18 protein-coding genes and 1 tRNA gene are annotated in these 23224 nt (G+C 62.1%); 10 read left to right on the forward strand and 9 right to left on the reverse strand.

Annotated features, from left to right (window positions below):
* Nucleotides 1–106: 106 nt before the first annotated feature.
* On the forward strand, nt 107–1309 hold the full coding sequence (locus tag BLW55_RS04040; RefSeq protein WP_090326875.1) for a pyridoxal phosphate-dependent aminotransferase: 1203 nt from the start codon (nt 107–109) through the stop codon (nt 1307–1309).
* Between the two features lie 112 nt (nt 1310–1421).
* On the opposite strand, the gene BLW55_RS04045 is transcribed toward BLW55_RS04040, so the two are convergent.
* From BLW55_RS04045 to BLW55_RS04055, 3 genes are all read right to left on the reverse strand, one after another.
* A complete protein-coding gene (locus tag BLW55_RS04045) occupies nt 1422–1604 on the reverse strand; it encodes a DUF3008 family protein (RefSeq protein ID WP_090326878.1) in 183 nt (60 codons plus the stop codon).
* Between the two features lie 67 nt (nt 1605–1671).
* Nucleotides 1672–3774, reverse strand: coding sequence for a 3-hydroxyacyl-CoA dehydrogenase NAD-binding domain-containing protein (locus BLW55_RS04050; RefSeq protein WP_090326880.1), 2103 nt, complete (start codon nt 3772–3774; stop codon nt 1672–1674).
* Entirely contained in the window at nt 3774–5141 is a 1368-nt protein-coding gene (locus BLW55_RS04055; protein ID WP_244508981.1) for an acetyl-CoA C-acetyltransferase, read from the reverse strand. The genes BLW55_RS04050 and BLW55_RS04055 overlap by 1 nt, the downstream gene beginning before the upstream one ends.
* A gap of 325 nt (nt 5142–5466) precedes the next feature.
* Between BLW55_RS04055 and BLW55_RS04060 the strand changes: the two genes are divergently transcribed.
* Together BLW55_RS04060 and BLW55_RS04065 are read left to right on the forward strand one after the other, a co-directional pair.
* A complete protein-coding gene (locus BLW55_RS04060) occupies nt 5467–7371 on the forward strand; it encodes an autotransporter assembly complex protein TamA (protein WP_090326885.1) in 1905 nt (634 codons plus the stop codon).
* A complete protein-coding gene (locus tag BLW55_RS04065; RefSeq protein WP_425286761.1) occupies nt 7368–11987 on the forward strand; it encodes a translocation/assembly module TamB domain-containing protein in 4620 nt (1539 codons plus the stop codon). Before BLW55_RS04060 ends, BLW55_RS04065 begins: the two co-directional genes overlap by 4 nt.
* A 170-nt stretch (nt 11988–12157) precedes the next feature.
* Here BLW55_RS04065 and BLW55_RS04070 read toward each other — a convergent pair whose 3' ends face one another.
* The 3 genes from BLW55_RS04070 to BLW55_RS04080 form a co-directional block, all read right to left on the reverse strand.
* A complete protein-coding gene (locus tag BLW55_RS04070) occupies nt 12158–12826 on the reverse strand; it encodes a protein-L-isoaspartate(D-aspartate) O-methyltransferase (RefSeq protein ID WP_090326888.1) in 669 nt (222 codons plus the stop codon).
* A gap of 168 nt (nt 12827–12994) precedes the next feature.
* A tRNA-Lys gene (locus BLW55_RS04075) sits at nt 12995–13070 on the reverse strand.
* Nucleotides 13071–13176: 106 nt separating this feature from the next.
* Nucleotides 13177–14094 (reverse strand): PhzF family phenazine biosynthesis protein, encoded by a 918-nt coding sequence (locus tag BLW55_RS04080; RefSeq protein ID WP_090326890.1) that lies wholly within the window; start codon nt 14092–14094, stop codon nt 13177–13179.
* 253 nt (nt 14095–14347) lie between these two features.
* On the opposite strand from BLW55_RS04080, the gene BLW55_RS04085 reads away from it, so the two are divergent.
* Genes BLW55_RS04085 through BLW55_RS04095 form a run of 3 tightly spaced genes read left to right on the forward strand, consistent with a single transcriptional unit; the run spans nt 14348 to nt 17381 of the window.
* Nucleotides 14348–15460, forward strand: coding sequence for an efflux RND transporter periplasmic adaptor subunit (locus BLW55_RS04085; RefSeq protein WP_177175014.1), 1113 nt, complete (start codon nt 14348–14350; stop codon nt 15458–15460).
* Nucleotides 15457–16173 (forward strand): ABC transporter ATP-binding protein, encoded by a 717-nt coding sequence (locus BLW55_RS04090; RefSeq protein ID WP_090326894.1) that lies wholly within the window; start codon nt 15457–15459, stop codon nt 16171–16173. Before BLW55_RS04085 ends, BLW55_RS04090 begins: the two co-directional genes overlap by 4 nt.
* Complete coding sequence (locus BLW55_RS04095; protein ID WP_090326895.1) at nt 16173–17381, forward strand: ABC transporter permease; 1209 nt, start codon at nt 16173–16175, stop codon at nt 17379–17381. Before BLW55_RS04090 ends, BLW55_RS04095 begins: the two co-directional genes overlap by 1 nt.
* Nucleotides 17382–17412: 31 nt before the next feature.
* Here BLW55_RS04095 and BLW55_RS04100 read toward each other — a convergent pair whose 3' ends face one another.
* Nucleotides 17413–18528 (reverse strand): endonuclease/exonuclease/phosphatase family protein, encoded by a 1116-nt coding sequence (locus BLW55_RS04100; protein WP_090326897.1) that lies wholly within the window; start codon nt 18526–18528, stop codon nt 17413–17415.
* A gap of 255 nt (nt 18529–18783) precedes the next feature.
* Here BLW55_RS04100 and BLW55_RS04105 point away from each other — a divergent pair, with 255 nt between their 5' ends.
* Together BLW55_RS04105 and BLW55_RS04110 are read left to right on the forward strand one after the other, a co-directional pair.
* On the forward strand, nt 18784–19233 hold the full coding sequence (locus tag BLW55_RS04105) for a BA14K family protein (RefSeq protein ID WP_007007773.1): 450 nt from the start codon (nt 18784–18786) through the stop codon (nt 19231–19233).
* 159 nt (nt 19234–19392) lie between these two features.
* Complete coding sequence (locus BLW55_RS04110; RefSeq protein ID WP_090326900.1) at nt 19393–19935, forward strand: BA14K family protein; 543 nt, start codon at nt 19393–19395, stop codon at nt 19933–19935.
* A 61-nt stretch (nt 19936–19996) separates the two neighbouring features.
* On the opposite strand, the gene BLW55_RS04115 is transcribed toward BLW55_RS04110, so the two are convergent.
* Entirely contained in the window at nt 19997–20857 is an 861-nt protein-coding gene (locus tag BLW55_RS04115) for a helix-turn-helix domain-containing protein (protein ID WP_177175015.1), read from the reverse strand.
* A gap of 120 nt (nt 20858–20977) precedes the next feature.
* Here BLW55_RS04115 and BLW55_RS04120 point away from each other — a divergent pair, with 120 nt between their 5' ends.
* Together BLW55_RS04120 and BLW55_RS21015 are read left to right on the forward strand one after the other, a co-directional pair.
* Nucleotides 20978–21919 (forward strand): phytanoyl-CoA dioxygenase family protein, encoded by a 942-nt coding sequence (locus BLW55_RS04120; protein ID WP_090326905.1) that lies wholly within the window; start codon nt 20978–20980, stop codon nt 21917–21919.
* Between the two features lie 375 nt (nt 21920–22294).
* Nucleotides 22295–22429, forward strand: coding sequence for a hypothetical protein (locus BLW55_RS21015; protein WP_280109686.1), 135 nt, complete (start codon nt 22295–22297; stop codon nt 22427–22429).
* Between the two features lie 375 nt (nt 22430–22804).
* On the opposite strand, the gene BLW55_RS20610 is transcribed toward BLW55_RS21015, so the two are convergent.
* Nucleotides 22805–23041 (reverse strand): hypothetical protein, encoded by a 237-nt coding sequence (locus tag BLW55_RS20610; RefSeq protein ID WP_143038415.1) that lies wholly within the window; start codon nt 23039–23041, stop codon nt 22805–22807.
* Between the last annotated feature and the right edge of the window lie 183 nt (nt 23042–23224).

A 23224-nucleotide genomic window follows, 5' to 3' on the forward strand; every position in this document is an offset into this window, starting at 1 on the left:
TCTCACGCCGGTCGATTTGCTACAAGGCCGACCAATGCGCCGGTCCTCGTAGTCGAAGGACCTCTCTTTTTCAAGTCGAATGCCAAGATCGCCCCTGGAGCCACCAATGCCAAAGCCCTCATCCCGCATTTCAGGCATCGTCCCGTCCGGCAAAAATGGCTGGGAAATCCACTTCGCCGCCATGACCCGAAAGCAGGCCGGCGGCAGGGTCATCATGCTCTCGGTCGGCGATCATGATTTCGACACGCCGGAGGGAACGGTCGAAGCCTGTGTCGAAGCAGTGCGGGGCGGGCATCACCATTATACCCAGCTTCCCGGCCTTCCCCGTCTGCGGGCGGCTCTGGCAGCGCTTTCGCAGGAATGCACCGGCACAGAGACCAGCCCTGACGAGATCATGGTCACCATTGGCGGCCAGGGCGCGCTTTATGCTGCCTTTCAGGCAGTGCTCGATCCCGGCGCCCATGCCGTGATCGTCTCGCCCTACTACGCCACCTATCCAGGCACGGTGCGCGCAGCCGGCGGGCGCTATACGGAAATCGAAACCCACGCGGAAAACAATTTCGAACCGAGCCTCTCAGAGATCGAGGCGGCACTTGAAGCCGATACACGCGCGATCCTGATCAACTCGCCGAACAATCCCACTGGAGCGGTCTACTCCCGTGAAACCATCGAGCGCATTGCAGAGTTCTGCCGCGAACGCGACCTGTGGCTGCTCTCGGACGAAGTCTACTGGACGATCCGCTCCGAAAAGGAGCACATCTCGCCCCGCGCCCTGCCCGGCATGAAGGAGCGGACGCTGGTCATCAACTCGCTTTCGAAGAGCCATGGCATGACCGGCTGGCGTGTCGGCTGGCTGACGGGCCCCGCCGGGATGATCACCGTGATGACCAACCTCAATCTGGTCGCCACCTATGGACTGCCCGATTTCACCTCCCACGCGGCCATTGCCGCCGCAGAAAACGGCTTCGGCCTGCGCGAGATCGCGGAGCTCTACACGCGTCGCCGCGAAGCGTTTCTCGATGCCATACGCGGCATGAACGGCGTGATCGTGCGCGGCTCGGAAGGCGGCATGTATGTCATGCTCGACATCCGGGCCATAGAAGAGGATTGCGAAAAGTTCGCTTGGGATTTCCTCAACGAGGAAGACGTCGCGGTGTTACCCGGTGCCAGCTTCGGCAACGCGGCCAGGGGGCATATTCGCATTTCCATGTGCCAGGACGAAGAAACCCTGCGCGAAGCCGCAAAGCGCCTGCAGCGTTTCATCGCGGCCCGGCTCGACAAAACAGGACAGACCGCAGCCGCCGGCTAGATCGCCGTGCGTCCATCCAGACGCATAAAGGACGATCCAAGCCATTGATGGAGCATCGGAACAATCCGAAAATCGGATTCCACTTTTCGGTCCGATGCTCTAAGCCGCAGCATCACGCCTTTCTTTCTGGCAGACCTTTGCGGTCCGTCTCCGCCAGCTCTTCGAGCTCCGCTTCGCTCATGGTCTCATACATTTCCTTAGATGCGCCCTGAAGCTGGGATTTGGGCATGTCGCCGCGCTTCGCCGCGAGCGCGGCACCTGCCGCCTTTTGCTGCGCCCTGGATTTTGCCGGCATTCTTATCTCCTCTGGCTTGCCGCCCGGGAGAATAAGGCTTCAGAACCGGCAGGGTTCCCGATTTCTTTCAGGTCACCGGCAGTTTCACCCAGTGCGGGTCCGGTGCGAAGCGATCGCCGTATTTTTCCTGCAGGCGTTCGAGCACGGCGATGATCTCGGCGAATCCGCGGGCGCGCGCATATCGCAGAGGCCCACCACGAAACGGCGCAAAGCCCGTGGCGAAGATCATCGCCCCCTCAAGTGTTTTCTCGTCGCCGACAACGCCTTCCCGCAGGCAGGTCACACAGGTGTTGAGCATTGGCAGGACAAGCCGGTCTGTCATGGTGGGATGCGGCGCGAGACGCTGCCCGCTCTTCCGGGGCTCGCCATTCCGGTCGTATTCATAGAGCCCCCGGCCCGCCTTTCGGCCGGTCCGCCCTTCCGCGACCATCGTCTCCAGCCAGCCCGGCACATCCGGCAGCGGCGTGTCGAGGCCGGACTTCATGGTTCGGGCCACTTCGAGGCATATGTCCAGACCGACACGGTCGGCAAGCTCGAGCGGCCCCATCGGCATACCGAACGAGACGGCCGCCTGATCGATGGTTTCCCTGCGCACACCCTCGTCGAGCATCAGGAATGCCTCGGTGATGTATGGCGTCAGGACACGGTTGATGAGGAAGCCCGGCGAACTTTTCACCGGTGCGGGAAGCCTGTCGATGGAGCCGCAAAAAGCCGCCAGCCGCGCCTGCGCCGCATCCGAAACCTTGTCATGCGCGACGACTTCAACAAGTTCCATACGCGCCACGGGATTGAAGAAGTGCAGCCCCAGCAGCCTTTCAGGAAACGGAACAGCCGTGCGCAGCTCGCTCAGGGGAATGCTTGATGTGTTGGTCGCAAGAAGCGCACCCTTCTTCATGAGCGGTGCTACTGCCTTGAAAACCTTGCGCTTTACCTCGGCCTTCTCCGCCACCGCCTCGATCACAAGATCGGCCTGCCTCACACCGTCGCCCGCAAAATCCGGTATCATGCGGTCGAACGCATCGCGCCGGTCAATCTTGCTGTAGAGGCGTTTGTCGAACAGCTTCCCGGCCCGGCCGATTGCGGCGGCAAGCGCCTTTTCATCGAGATCGGTGAGTGTCACTCGCAGGCCGCGCGCGGCACACCATGAGGCGATGTCGCCGCCCATGGTACCGGCGCCGACGACATGAACATGGGCAATGCCGCTCTTCCCCTTGCCCCCGGCCTTCAGGGACTCGCGCAGGAAGAAGACGTGGATGAGGTTCTGCGCGGTCTCGCCGGTCAGCAAACGCGCGAAGGAGCGGATTTCCTCCTTCTGCATCACCTCTTTTTCCCCGCCGCCGTGCTGCTCCCACAGATCGATCAACCGATGGGGCGCCGGGTAGTGCTCCTGCGGGGCGCGTTTTGCGGCCATGGAACGCATCTTCCGCGCGGCAATGCCACGAAAAAGCGAAAAACCACTCAGCCCGGCGCTGCGCCGTGGCCGTTTCAGTTTCCCGCCGATGGCCGCCTTTACGGCATTGCCGACGTGACGCTCTTCGATCACGGTATCGACAAGCCCGAGCGCCTTCGCCTTCCCTGAGTGAACGGATTTGCCCGTCAGCATCATCTTCATGGCCTCGACGGGGGCAATCAACGCTGGAAGCCGGAATGTACCGCCGAGACCCGGGTGAAGCCCCAGAAGCACTTCGGGAAAGCCGAACACTGCGCCTTCGACAGCGATCCGGAACCTGCAGGCGAGCGCGAGTTCAAGCCCGCCACCAAGACAATGGCCGTGGACAACCGCCACCGTCGGCATCGGCAGGGCCGCCAGCCGGTCGACGATTTCATGCGCCCGCGTCATACGGGCTTCAACCGCATCCGTCTCGCTCACACCTGAAAAATCACGAATGTCAGCACCGGCAATGAAGCCCCCGGCTTTGCCGGAGCGGATAACCAGCCCCTTGGCCTGCATCGTTTCGATCGTATTCAGCAGGGTTTCCAGCTCAGCCATGACCGCTTCGGAAAGCGTGTTCGTGCTCTCCCCGGCGCGGTCCAGCACAAGCCAGGCAATCGCATCCGCGTCCCTTCGCAAAGACCAGTGCGTGGTTTTGGCGACTTCTTTCGTGTTCGCACCGAGCGAAAGCCGGTTCTGAGCGAGATGCTCACGGGCGGATATCTTTCCAACAGCCATCAGACTACCTCCACCAGCATCGCACCGCCAAGGCCACCGCCGATGCACTCGGTCGCCACGCCGCGTTTCTCTCCACGCTTGCGCATGGCGTTTACAAGATGAAGCACAATCCGGTTTCCGCTGGTGCCCACCGGATGACCGAGGCTTATCGCCCCTCCATCCACATTCAGGCGTTTCCGGTCGATGCGCCCGAACGGTTTTTCAAGTCCAAGAACGTCGCGGCAGTAATCCGCATCCTCCCACGCCGCAAGGCAGGCAAGCACCTGCGCTGCGAAAGCCTCGTTGAGCTCCCACAGGTCGATATCGTCTCGGGTGAGCTTGTGACGTTCAAGCAGGACGGTCGAACACAGCGTCGGCCCCAGCCCCATGATCGATGGATCGAGGCCCGACCACGCGCTATCGACAATCTGCGCCAGCGGCGTCAGCCCGTGCTTCTTGACCGCGCCTTCAGATGCGAGAACGACCCATGAGGCCCCGTCGGTAATCTGCGAGGAGTTGCCTGGCGTCACGCTGCCGTAGGGTTTTTCGAAAACCGGCTTCAATTTGGCCAGCCGCTCCATCGACGTGTCGGGGCGAACGCCGTCATCGTGTTCATAAAGCACGCCTTCACGCGTCACGGCGGGGATCACCTCCCCCTTCAGCGCACCATTCTTCTGGGCCCTCGTCAGACGTTGATGGCTTTCAAGCGCGTAGGCGTCCGCCGCTTCGCGGGATATATTGAAGATATGGCCGATCTTCTCTGCCGTCTGCCCCATATTGAGCTGGGTAACGGGGTCGGTCAGCCCGCGCTCCAGCCCGATCACAGGTTTCAGCATGCGCATCCTGAAGGCGCCGAGAGCGGACAGTTTTTCGGGCAGTGATCTGGCGAAGGCGAATCGGCCGAACCATGCCGCCCCCTCCTGCGGCCACACCAGCGGCGCGTGCGAGAGCGCTTCCGTGCCCCCGGCCAGGATGAGATCCGCCTTGCCCGACTGAATGGTTCGGAACGCGGTATCGATCGACTGCATGCCCGAACCGCAATTGATCTGCACGGTGAAGGCCGGCATCGCGTCGCCCATGCCAAGCCGCAAAGCGGCAACCCGCGCAGGGTTCATCTCGTCGGCGATCACATTGACGCAGCCCAGGATGACCTTGTCGAAACTTTCTGGAGAAAACGGCTGTCTGGCCAAGAGCGGCCGTCCGCACTGGACGGCAAGGTCCACCGGCGTAAACGGTCCCGGCTTCCCCCGCGCTCTGAGGAACGGGGTCCGCGCTCCGTCGACGATAAATACCGGTCTCTCCGCAGCCGACCGGCCGGGCGCCCTGCGCCGCTGGCGCGGCGGTGCCTTGCGGGTCTCACTCTTCTGCTTTCGGGGCATTTGTGCCATTCAACACACACCTCTCCTTACAAACCAGACGATGAGCGATTGTTCAGCCCTGCTGCCGCAGTTGAGCATCATTGTCTTTGAAGACACAACCGTTCGAGCTCTTCCTAGTTCCCGATTCGGCTTCATTCCCAATAACGCCGGCTTTAAGCCACAATTGTCTGGCCACACCCGATAAGCCACATTGGCCGCGCCAGCGGTTTGTGGTTTAACCGCACTGTTTTGCAGCATACGGGCGGCGGGCGTTAACGTCACGGCAAGGTTGGTGACCGACACTTCGGCTCGAGAATGGGAGACGGGTTTGAGTGGAATCGACGCGAAACCGTCGATGGGTCGGCGTTTGCACGGGCCGTTGCTGCTCGCGCTCATGCTTGCCTTTTCGCCGCCCCCTGCCAGCGCCTTCGAGCTGTTTGGCATAAAGCTTTTTGGCAAGGACAAGGCTGCCGAAGAGCCCGACACGATCGGCGAACCGTGGAACTATACCGTTGAGTTCGTCCTTCCCTATGGCGCAGACGATACCGAAAAGAAACTTAAGGGTGCCTCGTCCCTCTGGGCGGACCGGGAGAAGCCGGCCTCGGGCGCAGCCGGCCTGATCGTCAAGGCGCGCGGCGATTACCGCCGCCTGCTGAACACGCTCTATGGTTCGGCCCTCTATGGTGGCTCAATCAGCATCACCATCGACGGAAGGGAAGTATCCGAACTGCCCATCGACGCCGACATCGCCAATCCGGCCAGTGTCCGCGTTGCCGTCGATCCCGGTTCGGTGTTCCATTTCGGCCAGGCACGCATCGTCAATCAGGCACCGCCGCCCCTCAACCGAAACGACCGCGTGGAAGACCCCGCAAAGGAAGGTTTCCAGACCGGCGAAGTCGCAGCATCCGGAACCATCCTGAGAGCCGGACGCCTCGCCGTCGAAGCGTGGCGGCACCAGGGGCACGCGAAAGCCGAGATCGTGGAGCGACGCGTCACCGCCGCACATGAAAGCAGGACCGTTGACGCCATCCTCACCGTCGAGCCCGGACGCCGCGCCGCTTATGGCGCCGTCACCGTCAGCGGCACGGAACGTATGGACCCCGATTTCGTTGCGCGTCAGACCGGTCTCGTGCCCGGCCGCGAATACGATCCCGACGATCTGGAACGGGCCCGCAAGCGGCTGTCGAAGCTCGACGTCTTCCGCTCGGCCCGGATCGAGGAAGCAGACGAGATCGGCGCCGACGGCATTCTGCCGCTTGCCGTCATCGTCCAGGAGCGCCTGCCCCGCCGCTTTGGTGTCGGCGGCACCTATTCGACGCTCGACGGGCTCGGCGTGCAGGCCTACTGGATGCACCGCAACCTCTTCGGTCGCGCCGAACGGCTGCGCATTGAAGGTCAGGTTTCCGGCATCGGCAACACATTCAATCCGGAGGACCTGACATACCGCGTGGGTGCGACCTTCATCAAACCCGGCGTCTATACGCCCGACACGGACTTCCAGGCGTCGATCTTCGGCGACCGTGAGGTTCTTGAGCGGTATACGCGCACGGCGGTCAGCGCCGAGTTCGGCTTCAGGCACGAATTCACCGAAGAGCTTTCAGGAAGCCTTTTCGCCAATGCCGGCCGCGCCCGTTTCGAAGACGATTTCGGCACACGCGATTTCACCACAGTCGGGCTCGCAGGCACCCTCACCTATGACAGCCGCGACAACCCCGCTGACGCCACCGAAGGCTATTTCGCCGAACTGTCGCTGGAACCGTTCTACGAGATGGAATACCGCAACCTGGCTGCCCGCATGCTTCTGGAGGGCCGTGCCTACTACGATTTCGGCAGCGATGGCCGCTTCGTCCTGGCAGGACGCGCCAAGATCGGTGCGCTGGTTGGCGCCCCGATTGACGAGACACCGCCAGACAAGCTGTTCTTCGCCGGTGGCGGCGGTTCAGTGCGCGGGTATGCCTATCGGAATATCGGCGTCGAAACGGCGAACGGCATTGCCGGCGGCCGCTCGCTGATGGAGGCCTCCGCCGAACTGCGCGCCCGCATCACCAGTTCCATCGGTGTTGTCGGCTTCGTCGACGCGGGCACCGTGGGCTCCGAATCCTTCCCGGACTTCTCCGAGGATGTGCGGATCGGCGTCGGCGCCGGTTTGCGCTATCTTACCCCGCTCGGCCCCGTGCGCCTTGACGTCGCCGTCCCCCTCGACAAGCGAGACGGCGACCCGGGCGTCGCCTTTTACGTCGGAATAGGACAAGCGTTTTGATCCGCTTTTTCGCAGCTCTGACCCTGTTGTTCGTCCTCCTGCCGGCCATGGCGCAGGATACACCCAGCGAACGCACGCCCGATGAGGAGCGCTCATTCTTCACGCGCCTTCTGGAGGATCAGCTCTCCACGCCGAACCGGCAGATCCGTATTTCCGGCATTTCCGGTGCCCTCTCTTCGCAGGCAACCATTAGTGAAATCACCATTGCCGACCGCGAAGGCATCTGGCTCCGCATAGGCAATGCCTCGATCGACTGGAGCCGTTCCACGCTTCTGCTTCGCCAGCGCCTTGAAGTGCAGAGGCTTGCTGCCGAAACCATCGAAGTGATGCGCCGTCCGCTGCCGGACGAAGGCCTGCCCGCTCCCGAATCGCGCTCGTTTCAGGTCCCCGAACTGCCTCTGGCGGTCAATCTGGAACAGCTTGAAGTCGAGCAGGCAACTTTCGGCGAGGAGGTTTTCGGGCTTGCCGCCGAGCTCTCGCTGAATGGCGCGCTCAGGATCGAGAGCGGGGCGCTCGATACCGATTTCGATGTCCAGCGCCTTGACGGCCCCGGTGGCCAGTTCGCGCTCAAGGCTGCGTTTTCCAACGAAACCGAAATCCTCGATCTTGATCTGGTGCTCGACGAACCGGCGGATGGTGTGGTTGCCAACCTTCTCAACGTCGAGGGGCGCCCGCCGCTCAAACTGACCCTCGCCGGCAGCGGCCCGCTCAGCGCGCTCGACGTGAAGCTTGCGCTTGAGGCGGATGGCGTGCCTGCCTTCGGCGGCACGGCGCAGTTCCGCGAGCGCGATGAGGGGCTCGGCTTTTCCGCACGTCTTGCCGGCTCCATCCGACGCCTTGTGCCAGTCCAGTTTCAGGATTTCTTCGGTGCGGGAACGCGCATCAACGTCAACGGCGTCTCGAAGGATGGCGGCGGGATTCTGCTTGAGAATTTTCAGGTCTCCAGCGCATCCATGCGCATTGAGGCCGCGGCTGAAACCGGCAGCGACAACTTCCTGACCGCTCTCTCGCTGAGCGCCGGGGTGGCCAATCCCGCGGGCGAGCGCGTTCTGCTTCCCGTCGCCGGCGGACAGACCTCGCTGCAGTCGGCGAAACTCGACATCACCTTTGGCGAAGCGGGTTCCGAGCGCTGGAACGGCAAGCTCGAGCTGGACGGGCTGCAGACCGCCGAATTCGCCGCCGGGCGCACGGTCCTGACGATGGGCGGGCTCGCCCAGAACCTTGACGACCCGCTTTCACGCCGCGTCAGTTTCGAGATCGACGGCGGCCTCTCGCAGATCACCGCCAAGCAGGCAAAGATCGCCGAAGCGCTCGGCGATGCGCTGACGATTGCCGCACGCGGCGACTGGCTGGCCGGGAACCCGGTCATGATAGAAAATGCCAGCGTTTCCGGCAACGGTCTCGAAACCACCCTCACCGGCCAGATTGACGACTTCGCCTTCACCGGTGACATCAAGCTCGGCGCTTCCGACATCGCCCCCTTCTCCGGTCTTGCGGATCAGGCGCTCGGTGGCGCGGTCGACCTGACCGCAAGCGGCACGGTGCGCCCCATCAGCGGCGCCTTCGATCTCAATCTCGACGGCACCGCAACCGATCTGCGCATCGAAAACGAGGCCGCGGGAAATCTTCTTGCCGGCACCACACGCATCGAGGGCGGTGTTGCCCGCGGCCCCGAAGGACTGACCGCCCGCAACCTGCGGCTCGCCAACGATCAGTTCAGCATGCGTGCCGACGGCACCTTCGCATCTGGTGCCGCAAACTTCCGTTTCGACGCCGCGCTCGAGGATATGGCACTTCTCGCAAAGAATGCATCCGGCCCTCTGTCAGCCACGGGACGCGCCGAGGGTGGTGAGGGGCGCATCAATCTGACCTTCAAGGCAGATGCGCCACGCGGCAGCCTTTCCGGCCGCGATCTCAGCGAGGCCACGCTGGGCTTCGACGGCCAGCTCGAAGAGCAGGTTCTGACCGGCACGATAGACGGCAACGCCTTTCTCTCCGGTGAGCGTGTCGACCTTGCTGGCCGGCTCCTTCTCTCGCCCGAGCAACGGCAACTGACCGAGCTCGTATTTCGGGCCGGCGGCGCAACCGCCGGTGGCAACATCATCCAGGATGTGCGTAAAGGCCTGATCGACGGCAGAATAAGCATCGATGCCGCCGACGTCTCGACCGCCGCGGCCCTGTTTCTGCGTGAGGCGACCGGCAGTGTGAAGGCCGCTCTCTCTCTGTCACAGGTTGATGAACGTCAGATCGCCGACGTCAACGCCACCATTCGCGATCTGGAAATTGAACAGACGCGGGTTTCGAGCGCCACGGTTGCGGCCACCGTGGAAGACCTCTTCGGCGTGCCCGCCGTCGTGGGCTCCATCAATGCGCAGGACATCAGCGCCGGCGGCGTGGGCATTGCCCGGCTTGAAGCCACCGCCCGCCAGAATGAGGGTGCGACGGATTTCGAGGGCACGGCCCTTCTTGACCAGGGTACACAGCTTGAAGCCCGGGGCGCGCTTGCGCCCGAGGGCAACGGGTATCGTGTCCGGCTCAACCGCCTCGGCCTCGAGCAGGGCGCGGTTCAGGCCCGGCTCGTGGAACCCACCTCCCTCCTCGTTGAAGGAAGCGCTTTCACACTCGATCCGCTGGCCATCGATGTCGCGGGCGGGCGCATCACCGCCGGCGGCCGTGTTGCCGATGTTCTCGATCTGGCGGTCAGCCTTGAGCAGGTGCCACTTTCCATTGCCAACACGATCCAGCCCGCCCTCGGCCTCGGTGGCACGCTTGACGGCACGGCGAACATCAAGGGCACACGCGAAAGGCCGCTTGTGAATTTCGACGTCGACGGGCGCGGCATCACCTCCCCGGTCCTCGCGCAGGCGGGCCTCAGCACGCTGACGATAGACGCGACAGGAACGAGCGACGGCAACCGGCTGAATGTCGACACCAGCGTCACCAGCCCTGAAGGGTTGAACGCGGCTGCACGCGGCACGGTGCCCTTCGATGATGGCCAGCTCTCCATGGATGTGGCACTCAACGCGTTCCCGCTGGCATCCCTGAACCGGGTCGTGCGCGGCCAGGACCTTTCCGGTCAGGTGACGGGCAGCGCCCGCGTTACCGGCAGGCTCGCAGCGCCGCAGGCGAGCTTCGATATGCGCGCAAGCGGCCTGCGGGCCGCGCCCCTGACCAGCGCGGGCCTTGGCCCGCTTCAGCTTGCTGCGAGCGGGCGTTATTCGGGCAATGCGGTACAGCTCGCCCGCCTGACCGCCGACGGCCCGTCCGGGCTGGGCATCGAGGCGAGCGGCACCATTCCGCTGTCCGGCGCAGGCCTTGGCGTCAACGTGGCGGGCACCGCACCGCTTTCAATCGCCAACCGCATCCTCGCCGACCGTGGCACCCAGATTTCCGGCACGGCCTCCGCCAATATCCGTGTTTCCGGCGCAGTGGCCAACCCGGTCATCAACGGCACCATATCCACCGCCAATGCCTCAGCCGTCGATCCGCTCACCAATCTGCGCATCAGCGATGTACGCCTGGCAGCAGCCGTCAATGGCGATCGCATATCGATCACGGAAGGGTCGGCGGCGCTGGCAGCCGGTGGCCGCGTTTCGGTTTCGGGCACAATCTCGACCAATGCACAGGCAGGCTTTCCCGCCGATCTCAGGATCGGTCTGGACAATGCCAGACACACCGATGGCGAGATGGTGACGGCGACCGTCAACGGCGCGCTCTCCATGACCGGCCCCCTCACCCGCGACCCACTGCTTGCCGGCGAGGTCAACATCGAACGCGCCGAGATCATTGTGCCTGAAAGCCTTGGTGGCGGCGCTTCGGCGATCGACGTGCGTCATCTCAACCCACCGCCGGCGGTGCAGCGGACACTGGAGCGCGCACGCGCCGACGACGGCACACCGATGCCCTCGGCGCGCCCGAGCGTCATGCGGCTCAACGTCAATGTGACGGCACCCGCGCGCATCTTCGTGCGCGGACGGGGCCTCGATGCCGAGCTCGGCGGCTCGGTCAGGCTGACGGGGCCGGTGACCAATATCCAGCCGGTCGGCGGTTTCAAGTTGATCCGTGGGCGCCTGTCCATCATCGGCCAGCGCATCACCTTCGACGAAGGCCAGGTGACCCTTGTGGGCGATCTCGACCCCCAGCTCGATTTCGTCGCCCGCTCGCGCGGCAACGACATCATCGTTTTCATCAATGTCAGGGGCCGTGTCTCCGACCTCAACATCACATTCTCCTCGCAGCCCGAACTGCCTGAGGACGAGGTTCTGGCGCGCCTTATCTTCAACCGCGGCATCGACGAGCTTTCCGCCGTGCAGATCGCCCAGCTTGCGGCGGCGGCAGCCGAGCTTGCCGGAGGATCCAACACCTCGCTCCTTGGCTCGCTGCGCAACGCCACCGGGCTGGACGATCTGGATGTCGTCACCGACAGCGAGGGCAACGCCGCCGTCCGGGCCGGTCGCTATATCCAGGACAACATCTATCTGGGGGTCGAGGCAGGCGCGAAAGGCACGACACGCGGCACCATCAATCTCGACATCACCGAAGATCTGAAGGCGCGTGGTGCAGTCGGGTCCGACGGCAATTCAAGCCTCGGTATCTTCTTCGAAAAAGACTACTGATCCGCACAAAAGAAAGCCGGCCAGTGAAACTGGCCGGCAAACGGCGCGCTTGGTTCGGGTCGGGGGGATGGTGGGGGCGCGCCTAGAGCATGAACCCGCCCGGGCAACAAAGGTTCCAAACGAAGTTTCATTTTTCCACTTCCCGGCCTGGCGGTTATGCCCAATCCGCCCTAACGCTGCCAGCCCTGCGCCCCGATCAGCGGCACGAAGGAGACCGGCGCCAGCGTCTCCGTTCGAAAAGAGTTCTCGCCTTCCCGGACAACGCAGTTGAGCTTTTGCGGACCGGACGCCGAACCGACCGGCATGACAAGCCGCCCGCCCGGTGCAAGCTGCACGCGCAGCGCCTCCGGCACACGCGGCCCCGCTGCCGCCACGACGATGGCGTCGAACGGCGCCTCTTCTGGCAGTCCCAGCGTTCCATCACCGACGACAATGCTGACATTGTCCAGATAGCCGGCGTCGGCCAGGCGCCTGCGCGCCGCAATTGCCAGCGAATCATGCCGTTCAACCGAGAACACATGGCCTGCAAGCCGGGAGAGAAGCGCGGTCGAATACCCGGACCCCGTGCCCACTTCGAGCACCCGGCTCTGCGGCCCGAGATCGGCGGCTTCCGTCATAAGGGCAACGATATAGGGCTGGGATATGGTTTGCCCGTCGCCGATGGGCAGAGCACCATCCTCATAGGCGAGTTCGGAGAGATGCGGAGGCACGAACAGTTCGCGCGGCACTTCAGCCATCGCATCGAGCACGGCTTCGGACGCAATGCCGCGCCGCCTCAGCACCGACAGCATTTCGCTGCGGCGGCTTTCGTTGATATGGGGATCGGTGTTGCTGCTCAAACCTGCCCGGCTTCAATCATGGAAACGTCGATATCCCATAATGCCGCCAAACGGTCTTCAACGTCCATCCTTGCGGCTATGACCTGATGCATAACGGCGCGCGGAACATGCATAGCTCGGCTGTCTGGGACCCCGGAGCTTTGGAGCAAACGCTAATGAGAGAAGGTTTGGTGGGTGATACAGGGCTCGAACCTGTGACCCGCTGATTAAGAGTCAGCTGCTCTACCAACTGAGCTAATCACCCGACCATTTCGTGCGGCAATCAGGTCGCCGTCAACCGAATGACCGGCTCCTTAAACGGTTTCGTGCAAGCATGCAAGACACTCTGACACGAGTTTGTCACTTATTGCTCAAATCAACAGCCTGCCCTCCGCCACGCGGATCGCATGGCCACCGATGCGGGCGGATTCGACCGCACCCCCGTGGACATCGATTTCGAGGCGAATGCTGGACGGTCGCCCCATTTCAATGCCCTGTTCGATCAGCAGACCATGCGCCCCGTCGACCAGGGCATCGTACTGCATGATTGCACCGGCAAAGGCTGCAGCCGCCGAGCCGGTGGCCGGATCCTCTGCGATCCCGTCATCCGGGGCAAACATGCGCACATGAAATGCATGATCGTGGTTCACCGTCTCCCGGCAATAGATGTAAGGAGCGGCAGCCGGCCCCTCCAGTTCGGGAAGAAGTGAGCGCCAGAGCGCTGCGTCGATCCGGGCACGGCGCGCGACATCCAGATCGGCGACGGGCACGCACACATAGGGCACGCCGGCGCTCCAGGTGCTGATTGTGTGGTTCTCGAACCCGATTTCATGATGCCCGAGCCCGAGGGCCGCAGCCACCGCCTCCGGTTCGATCGGAATCGGCAAAGACACCGGAAGTCTGGGCAGATCGAACTCAGCATAGGCCGCTCTCTTCCCGACGGTCACCGCACAACGCACCGCCCCGACCGCTTCTTCAAGCATCAGGATGGAGGTCTGAATGCCGTCGTCACCGGTGCCCGCCCGCTCCGCCAGTGCAATGGCTGTGCCGACCGTCGGATGTCCGGCAAAAGGCAGTTCCGTACGGGGTGTGAAGATGCGCAGCCGGGCGGCGTGGTTGTCATTCTCCGCTGGCAGCACGAACACGGTCTCCGAGAGATTGAACTCATCCGCGATCCGCTGCATGGCCGTATCGTCGAGGCCCTCTGCATCGAGCACGATGGCCAGCGGATTTCCCGCCAGAGCCTCATCGGAAAAAACGTCGTAAATATAATAGTTTCGCCCAGTCATCTCGCCTCTCACGGAAATATGCACGCCATTCGGACAATACGGTCGATCCGGCAGCGCTTTGCCATCTTTTGCCCACACTCGTCATACCACGTCACCGCGAACGGGGCGCACTGCAAACGACAGGCGGACCATGAAAATGACCGATCATGAATCCGGCGGGGCCGCATCGGCGATCGCGCAAGACCCCAGCGCTAAAGCCAGGTCATCAGGAACAAAACGCCGCTGGTCCCTGCTGCTGACGGGCGCAGCTTTGTTGGCGGCCAGCATCTGGTTCTTTGCAGGCGCCCGGTCAGGGCAGCCGGAAGCAGCCTATACGAGCCAGCTCGTGGAACGTGGCAATCTCGTCGCACGGGTCGCGACAACGGCTGTCCTGCGCCCGCGCACGCAGATCGAGATTTCAAGCGAGCTGAAAGGCACGATTCAGTCCGTGCCCGTTCGACAAAATCAGCGCATCCGGCGTGGCGACATCCTCGCAAAGCTCGATTCCACGGTTTTCGAATATGAGGTGGAACGCGGGGAGGCGTTTGTGGAAACAGCGCAGGCAAGCCTGTCCGATGCAGGGATTTCATTGAAGGAAGCCGAAAGGAAGCTCGCTCGCGCCAGGGCTCTCAGAGCCAAAAACGCGCTCAGCGAGCAAAAGCTGGAAGACGTGCAGGCCGAATATGATCGGGCGCAGAACCGGGTCGCCACAGCCAGGGCCGATCTTTCGGTCAAGCAGGTGGAACTCAGGCTCAAGCGCTTCAATCTCAGTCGAACAACGATCCGCTCGCCCATCGATGGCGTGGTGCTCTCGCGCAGCGCAGAACCGGGCAAAACGATGTTCGCCTCATCCGACGACGGTGTGCTCTTCATCCTCGCCGAAGACCTGGAGAGGATGGAACTCATCGCAAAGATCAACGAAGCCGATATCGGCGCGGTCGCTCAGGGGCAGGAGGCGAGTTTCACGGTCGACGCCTATCCCGACCGGGCCTTCCGCGCGGCGATCCGCGATGTGTCCTTCGCCCACAAAAACGATGACAATCTGGTTACCTATGAGGCCAATCTCGACGTTCGCAACAGCGGCCTCAAGCTGCGCCCGGGCATGACCGCTTCCGTGTCGATAAAAACGGACGAAGCCGAAAACGCTCTCCTCATCCCTGCCAGCGCCTTGCGGTACAGGCCGCAGATCATGGAAGAGGAGCCGATCTTGAAAGGGCCCGGAGAGCCGCGGGACTCCGCCCTCGTTCACGTGCTTGAAAACGGCAAGCTAAAGCCGGTACGTGTGCGGCTTGGCGTGCGCAACTGGGAGAAGGTCGAGGTGCTCTCCGGCCTGTCGGAGGGCCAGAGCGTCATCACCGGCGATCTGACCGGTGCGCACGCGCAATGAACGCGCCGGGCAAAACCGCGCCGCTTCTCGCATTCGAGAATGTGTGGCGCAGCTACGGCGGGGGTGACACACAGGTCCATGCACTCTCGGGCATCAGTTTCGGGATTGAACGGGGAACATTCACCGCCGTAACCGGGCCCTCGGGCTCCGGGAAATCCACCGCCATGAACATTCTCGGCGCCCTCGATGTCCCGTCCCGCGGCATCTACCGTTTCATGGGCTCGGATGCCGGTCGGCTGGACAACGCCAGCAGGGCGGAACTGCGCAACCGGCATATCGGCTTCGTGTTTCAGGGCTACAATCTCCTGCCCCGGACGACGGCACTCGAAAACGTCGAACTTCCACTCATCTACCGTGCTCTTCCGGCCCCTGGGCGCCGCGCCATGGCCGAAAAGGCCCTGGAACAGGTCGGGCTCGAAGGACGCAGGCACCACACACCGGCCGCCCTCTCCGGCGGTCAGCAGCAACGCGTCGCCATCGCCCGCGCACTGGTGTCGGAACCGACCTTGCTCTTGGCCGACGAACCGACCGGCAATCTGGACACAGAGCGCAGCCGCGAAATCATGGCGCTGCTGACGGCGCTCAACCGTGAACGCGGGCTGACCATCGTCATGGTGACCCACGAGGCCGACATCGCAGCCTTTGCCAGCCGCCAGATCAGCTTTCATGACGGACGCATCGCCTTCGACAGCGATGCCGGGGCGGCAGTCTGATGTTCCTGGAGTCTGTCCGTCTCGCGCTGCGCTCCATCGCCCGCAACAAGATGCGTTCACTCCTGACGCTTCTGGGTGTCATCATCGGCGTGGCGGCGGTGATCGCACTGCTGACCATCGGCGGCGGTGCCAGGGAGCAGATACGTGCCGAAATGGCCGGCCAGGGCAGTCGCCTGATTTTCGCCTTTGCCGGCATGGTTCGTGATCCCGCTTCTCCAGCCGAAATCAAGGTGCAGCCACTCACAAACGAGCACCTGATGAACCTGGACAAATCCATTGGCCAGCACGCAACCATTGCCGCCCAGGCCGAAACCCGGCTACGCGTTTCCTATGGGGCGCGAAGCCTCTCGGCACAGATCCGGGGCGTGAGCGAATCCTATTTCACGCTGCGCGAATGGACACTGAAGCGCGGTCGCCTGCTCTCTCCCCTCGAGGTGGCCAGCCATGCCGGAACCTGTGTGATCGGCAGCAAGGTGGCCAAGGCCCTTTTCGGCACGGAGAACCCCATCGGAGCCCGCATTCGCATCGGCCACCCGCATTGCCGGGTCGTCGGTGAACTCGCACCTAAGGGCGCTTCATTCTCCGGGGACCAGGACACGCTCGCCCTCATTCCACTCGGTCTCTTTCAAACCCGGATCAGCGGCAGGAATGAGCTTGCCCAGATATTGATCAACGCCCCCAGCGAGGCATTGGTCGCACCACTGAAAGTGCGGGTTGCCGAAGAGATGCGCCGTCTCCGCCGGATAGCACCTGGGCGCAACGACGATTTTCAGGTCGACGACATGGCCGAATACATGCGTCAGGCGGGCAGCATCATCGGCAATGTCACGGCCATACTCGGCGCCATCGCCGCCATCAGCCTGCTGGTGGGCGGCATCGGCATCATGAACATCATGCTGGTGTCGGTAACCGAGCGCACCCGTGAGATCGGCATCCGTATGGCGATCGGCGCACGCCAGCGCGACATTCTGGTTCAGTTCCTGACCGAGGCATCCGTGCTCTCGCTGCTCGGCGGACTGATCGGCATCGGGCTCGGCCTTGCCATTGCATGGGTCGTCACTGCGTTCATGAATGTCAGCTTTGTGCCGAACCTCACGGCGGTCAGCGCAATCGCGGCTGTCTCGGCCATGATCGGCATCGTGTTCGGCTTTTTTCCTGCGCTGCGCGGCGCGCGGCTCGACCCCATCGACGCCCTGCGGCATGAATGACCGTCGAATGCGCCTCCCGGTCAGGTCCCGGTCAGGTGATGTCGAGTTGAACCACCACCGGACAATGGTCGGATGCCTTCGGGCGATCCCAGCCAACGCGCGGAAAACGGGGCACGTCCTGTTCCGGTGGAAAGATCGTGCGCCAGGGCTGCCCTGAACGGACAATATCCGGAACCGCGCGGGGGTTCCGCTCCGCCAACGCCTTCGAGGCAAGCAGATAGTCGAGTTGGCAAAGGTGACGTTCTTGCGGCCCGCGCGTGTGATAAAGCGTCCAGCGGTTCATCTCGGGGCGGCGTTCGACGAGATTCTGGCAGAAACCGCCGGCCGTCAGCGTGTTGACGCTCGAAAGCGGCTCCCGCACGGGCTCGAACCGGTAGCCCTCATGCGCTTCACCGGAAATGACGACGCGCTCGCGATAGTCGTTCAGGTCACCGCAGATGACCCAGCGCTTCGCAGAAGCTCGCTCCGCTCCACCGAAGCGCTCCTCGATGATCCGCCGAACCGCCGCAGCCTCGGCCATTCTTACTGGCATGGAGGCCGTGCGCCCGTCCATGCCGTTGCGCGGCGGGCTCATGGCCTTGAAATGCACGACATAAAGCGTCATGGGCCGCCCACCGACCTTGATGTCGAGTTCCAGGCAGTCCCGGCGGAAAATGCGGTCCTGTGGCTCGATCCCGAGTTCCGCCAGCGCTTCGTTGTGGAGGTCGAGATCGGCGAAGGTCAGATGCGCGTGGCTGGTCATGCGCTCAAAATCGATCGGCTGACCATGCGCGGTCTCGGGCCGCATCATCACCGCCACGTCAATGCCGCGTGAATCATTCCCGGAAGCGGAATATTTCTCGCGGTAGCCATTGCCGATCATCTTGAAGAGGTAGCCGTATTCGAATGCCTTGAGCGCGGCGATATTGTCGACTTCCTGAAGACACAGAATATCAGCGCGCGTAGCTGCGATGGCAAGCGCGGTCAATTGCCTGGCGTCGTCCGTCAGCGCAACTGCGCGCGCCTGTTCGAGCGCTCGATAATGCGCCTCATCCTCGATCTCATAGAGCGAAAGCGCGCGATCCCGATGCAAATCGTTGCGGAACCCGGAAAAATCGAACCGGTTCATCAGGTTTTCGACATTGAAAGTGGCGAGCCGGAGCGACATGCCTGCACGTTTAAACGGTGCAGCGCGGATTTCAAGTCCGCACCCTGGCCCGCCCCTTGGCCCGCACCCTCGTCACGCCCTGATCGCGCCCCTGCCTTCGTCCCTGATCCCTGGCTCAAAGGCCCGGCAACGCTGCCATTCATCACACGTTCATGGAGTTTATGCTTGCTTCTGATACTATAAGCATCTCTGACATTGCTTGAGCAAAGGAGATGAAGGGGCATTTTTTGGGGGTCTGGAAATCAGGAGACCACTATGAAACACGGACTGACAAAAATCGCCTGTTCGGGCCTGCTCGCCCTGGGCTTCGTCTTCGTCGGTGCGCCAGCAAACGCTAATGCGCTTGGCATCGCCAGCGGTGCAGCCTCGAGCGCGCTTGAGCGTTCGGTGGCTGAAACCCCTGTCGTGCAGGTCGACCGGCGGGATCGCAGGAAATGGCGCCGCCACCACGAACGCCGCAAATGGCACCGGCATCGCCCGCGCGCGGGCTTCTACTTCGAGTTTGGCCGCCCCGCTCCCTATTACTACCGGCCCTACCACGTTCGCCCGCGCCCTGCGCGTCCCTATTATGGCCGGCCTGTGAGGCTGTCCCGTGCGCATGTGCGCTGGTGCTACAACCGCTATCGGTCGTATCGAGCGTTCGACAACACGTTCCAGCCCTATCACGGCCCGCGCAGGCCCTGCATCTCACCGTATTTCCGGTAGGAAGCAGGCTGGATTGCCGAGAATGGCGCGGCCGGTCCGCGCCATTTTTATGGCCGGGTTCCTGCACCGGAACAATTTGCAAAAACTGTTACGACAATCCGACTTTTATGACAGGAGGACGCGACTAAAGTCCAGAAAATCTATCTGGAGTTGCATAAAATGCGTTCTTTGAAACTGGTCCTGATTGTCGCTCTTTGTCTGCTCGGCGCCCAGAATGCGTCTGCCGGTCGTCTCACTCTTTCAGCCGGGAACCGTGTCTGTCTGGACAACTGGAACGAACGGCGCGCGATGCGGCGTCTCTTTCCCGGCCGCATGCAACTGACGCTGGGCGACATGCATCGCCGCCACTGGATCGAGCGTTGCCGCACAATGTACCGGCTTCACGACCGCGCCATTCCCTCATGGTCGCGCTGGCACGATCCGCATGGCCGCTTCGCAGGCTATTTCTACGGCTTCAACGATGTTTACGGCCCGGGACGGCCGCTCTTCAGGCCGCGGCATGGAACACGGTCGTTTTACTGGCGCTACCAGCCGAAACGCACCTACCGGCGGGCGATGCCGCGCGCCTATCCGGGCCACAATGCCCGTGCGGCACATCTTGCCTGGTGCAGCAAAAAATATCGCTCCTACCGGGCCGGCGACAATAGCTTTCAGCCTTACAAGGGACCGCGCAGGCGCTGCGTCTCGCCCTATGGGCGATAGAGCAATTCCAGGAAAAGCGGGGACGCTCCAGAATGTCGCCGTCCGCCGCGGGCAATGACGCTTAACCGCGAAACAGCGCCCGATAGGCGCGGGGCGTCATGCCGCGCAGCGCCTTGAACTGTCGGTTGAAATTGGCGAGCGAATGATAGCCCACCGCCTCGGCCACATGGCCGATCGGCTGATCTCCCGATGAAAGGCGCATGCAGGCCTCGCCGATACGCAGCCGCATCACATAGTCGGAAATGCTGGTGCGCATGTGCCGGCGAAACAGGCGATGCAGGCCGGACGCGCTGAGCGCGGCGATCCCGGCCAGATCCCCATTGCTGAGACCTTCCGCATAGTGCGTGTGGATATGCAGCAATACCCGGTCGATCCGCTCGCGGTCGGCACGGTCGAGATCGCGGGCGGCCACTGTGCTTGCAAGAGGTTCGGCATCCCCGTCCCCGGCCAAAAGCAGAAGAACCCTGACCAGTGCCAGAAACCGCTCGGCCAGTTCCGCCTCGAACAGGGATTCAATCATCGGCCGCGCCCGCTCGGAAACCTGTGGCGAAAAGGCAAGCCCCGCCTCCGCGCGCGCCAGAAGCCCGGCTATGGGGCGCAGTTCGGCAAACCCCTCCCCCAGCGCCTGCGCCCATTCATGGCGAAACCACATGACCAGCGCCACATGTGGCTGCGCCGGGTCCGGCCGTGCCCGCGAGGCCCATGTGTGCGGCAGGTTCGCCCCCACCAGCACCAGATCGCCATCGCCGTATTCGCCGACATGGTCGCCGACAAAACGCTGTCCCTTCGAATTGAGCGTCAGCGTCAGCTCGTATTCGGGATGGTGGTGCCATTCGAAGGGAATGCCATCGTCGAGCCGCCGGTTGAGCATGCTCCAGGATGCCCCCGGCACAGTTGGCAATGTCTCAAGAAACGGCCTCATCGGGCGCTACCTCGCTACAGAACGCCATAATTGTACCAATATCGGCCATGTCAGTACAACACCGCCATGGGTTCCCGCAGTATTCTCTTGCCAGCAATGCAGGACACCAGGGAGGAAACCATGCAGGAAGCAGTCATCAAACGCGACGCGCACCCTTCGACCAGCAAGATGGGCACGCAGCTAAAAGACATCGAGAAGACGCTGCCCCTGCGCGTTCTTTCACCCGAAGACTGGCAGCACTGGACCACCAGGGGCTACGTCATCGTCCGTCAGGCCGTGCCGCGGGAGAATGTCGAACGTCTCGTCGACCTGCTCTGGACGTTTGACGAGAAAGACCCGAACGATCCTTCCACCTGGTACGCCCCGCAGCGCCGCGAGCACAAAATGAAGGAGCTCAACAACACCGGCATGCTGGAGATCTACAATCACCAGCATCTGTGGGACAACCGGATGGAACCGCGGGTCTACGACGCCTTCGTGGACATCTGGGACCGGGAGGACCTTTGGGTGACCATCGACCGCGCCAATCTCAATGCGCCGAAGAAAAACCCCGGCAACCCCGACGGCTTCATCCACTGGGATGCAGACACATCGATCCGCCCACTGCCCATCGGCGTTCAGGGCGTTTTGAGCCTGAAAAAGCAGGATGGCGATGTCGGCGGTTTCCAGTGCATTCCCGAGCTCTTCGAGCATTTTGAGGAATGGGTAAAGACCCAGCCCGAAGACCGAGACCCGATGCACCCGGACACGACCGGTTTCAAAATCACCAACATCGACATGGAAGCGGGCGATCTCCTGATTTTCAATTCGCTCCTGGCGCATGGCGTGCGGCCGAACCATTCGAAGGACCGGGTGCGGATGGCGCAATACATCTCCATGCACCCGGCCGAATACGAGAACGAGGAAGAACGCCAGGAACGCATCCGCCTGTGGCGCGAACTAGACCACCCCAAACGCGACGCCTTCCCCGGCGACCCGCGCGAATGGGAAAAGAAGAACGCCAAGACGGCCGAGCTTACGGAGCTGGGGGAGAAGTTGCTGGGGTTGAAGGGTTGGGATTGAGACGTGAGATCACGAGAAGGGTTTGCCGTCCGAGGCGACCCCTGGTCGCCGCATAGTTGAAAAAAGCAGGGTTCAGGATCTATCGCTTTCGATGGAAGGCAAACCGCTTCCCGTTGGCCAGGGATAAGGCCTGTTTACGCCTGCCCGCTTTGTCCGTCTTCGATACCTTGCGAAAACCCCGCACACACATTTGCCGCAAACACTGAATAACCAGGCAGGCGTAGAATAAATTAATGCTCTAAATAACAATGGTTTCAGGTAATGAATAGAATATCAATTTCAATTATATCAATGATCATAACAAGCGGACCTGCACTCGCCGCGGATGATAATTCCAATCTCGATCGATTCGAAGTGAGCGCTGAAGAAATCACAGTGGACGACACCAACGTTCTGCATGCGAGCGGCAATGTCGTCCTTACCGATGAGCGCACAGAAATCCGTCTGGACAAGGCCAAGATCTCCTTCGAGGACGGCAAAACCATCATTGATGCGCTCGCCGCAAAATAGGCTAACCGTGCCGGACGGGATTTACGTCCGGCACCCGTCCCATTAATCAAACGCCGCGCCAATCTCCGTCAGACTCCGCCAGCGGATGATGACATGGCACACACGGTCTCTGCCTTCCATCTCGACATAAACCTCATCGGGAATGAACCAGTACATCGCCGTGCACCCGGCCGAATACGGAAACGAAGAAGAACGCCTCCGCCTCTGGCGCGAACTGGACCACCCCAAACGCGGCACCTTCCCCGGCGACCCGCGCGAATGAGAGAAAAAGAATTCAAAGACGGCCGAGCTTATAGAGCTTGGAAGAAAACTCTTGAGCCTCGAGCCGTGGCAATCCGGCACCTGATTGCACAACTCAATCGTTGTTGCATGACCTCACTCTCCTGTCAGCGCTCGAACGCCTGGCAGGAGAGGACTGATGTCCAGGCCTTTCGACAGCTCCACCACACCCGTCTCCAAATCGACCAGGCAGACGAACGCCGGACGATAAGCATCAGACAGGCCAGGGCCAGCGACGACTGCTACGCCGTATTTGGTGAATCCACCATCGTCAGGCAGAACGAGAGGGGCTGCCCAGGTCACGCGTGCCGCTTCAAGGCAACGTGAAGTCACATCCATTTTCCTCTCGATTATACCAGCGCCATCTTCCGCCCACGCACCAGCGGAGGAATATAAAAATAAAGACAAAGGAAACGAATATAATGATAGTTTATTCAAAACATTCTCCAAAATAAATTGGAAGAATACACGTAAATATTAGGTCCATAAAGTAAATTTTTCTAAATTATTTATAAG

Source organism: Nitratireductor aquibiodomus (assembly GCF_900105565.1).
Taxonomy (GTDB): Bacteria; Pseudomonadota; Alphaproteobacteria; order Rhizobiales; family Rhizobiaceae; genus Nitratireductor; species Nitratireductor aquibiodomus.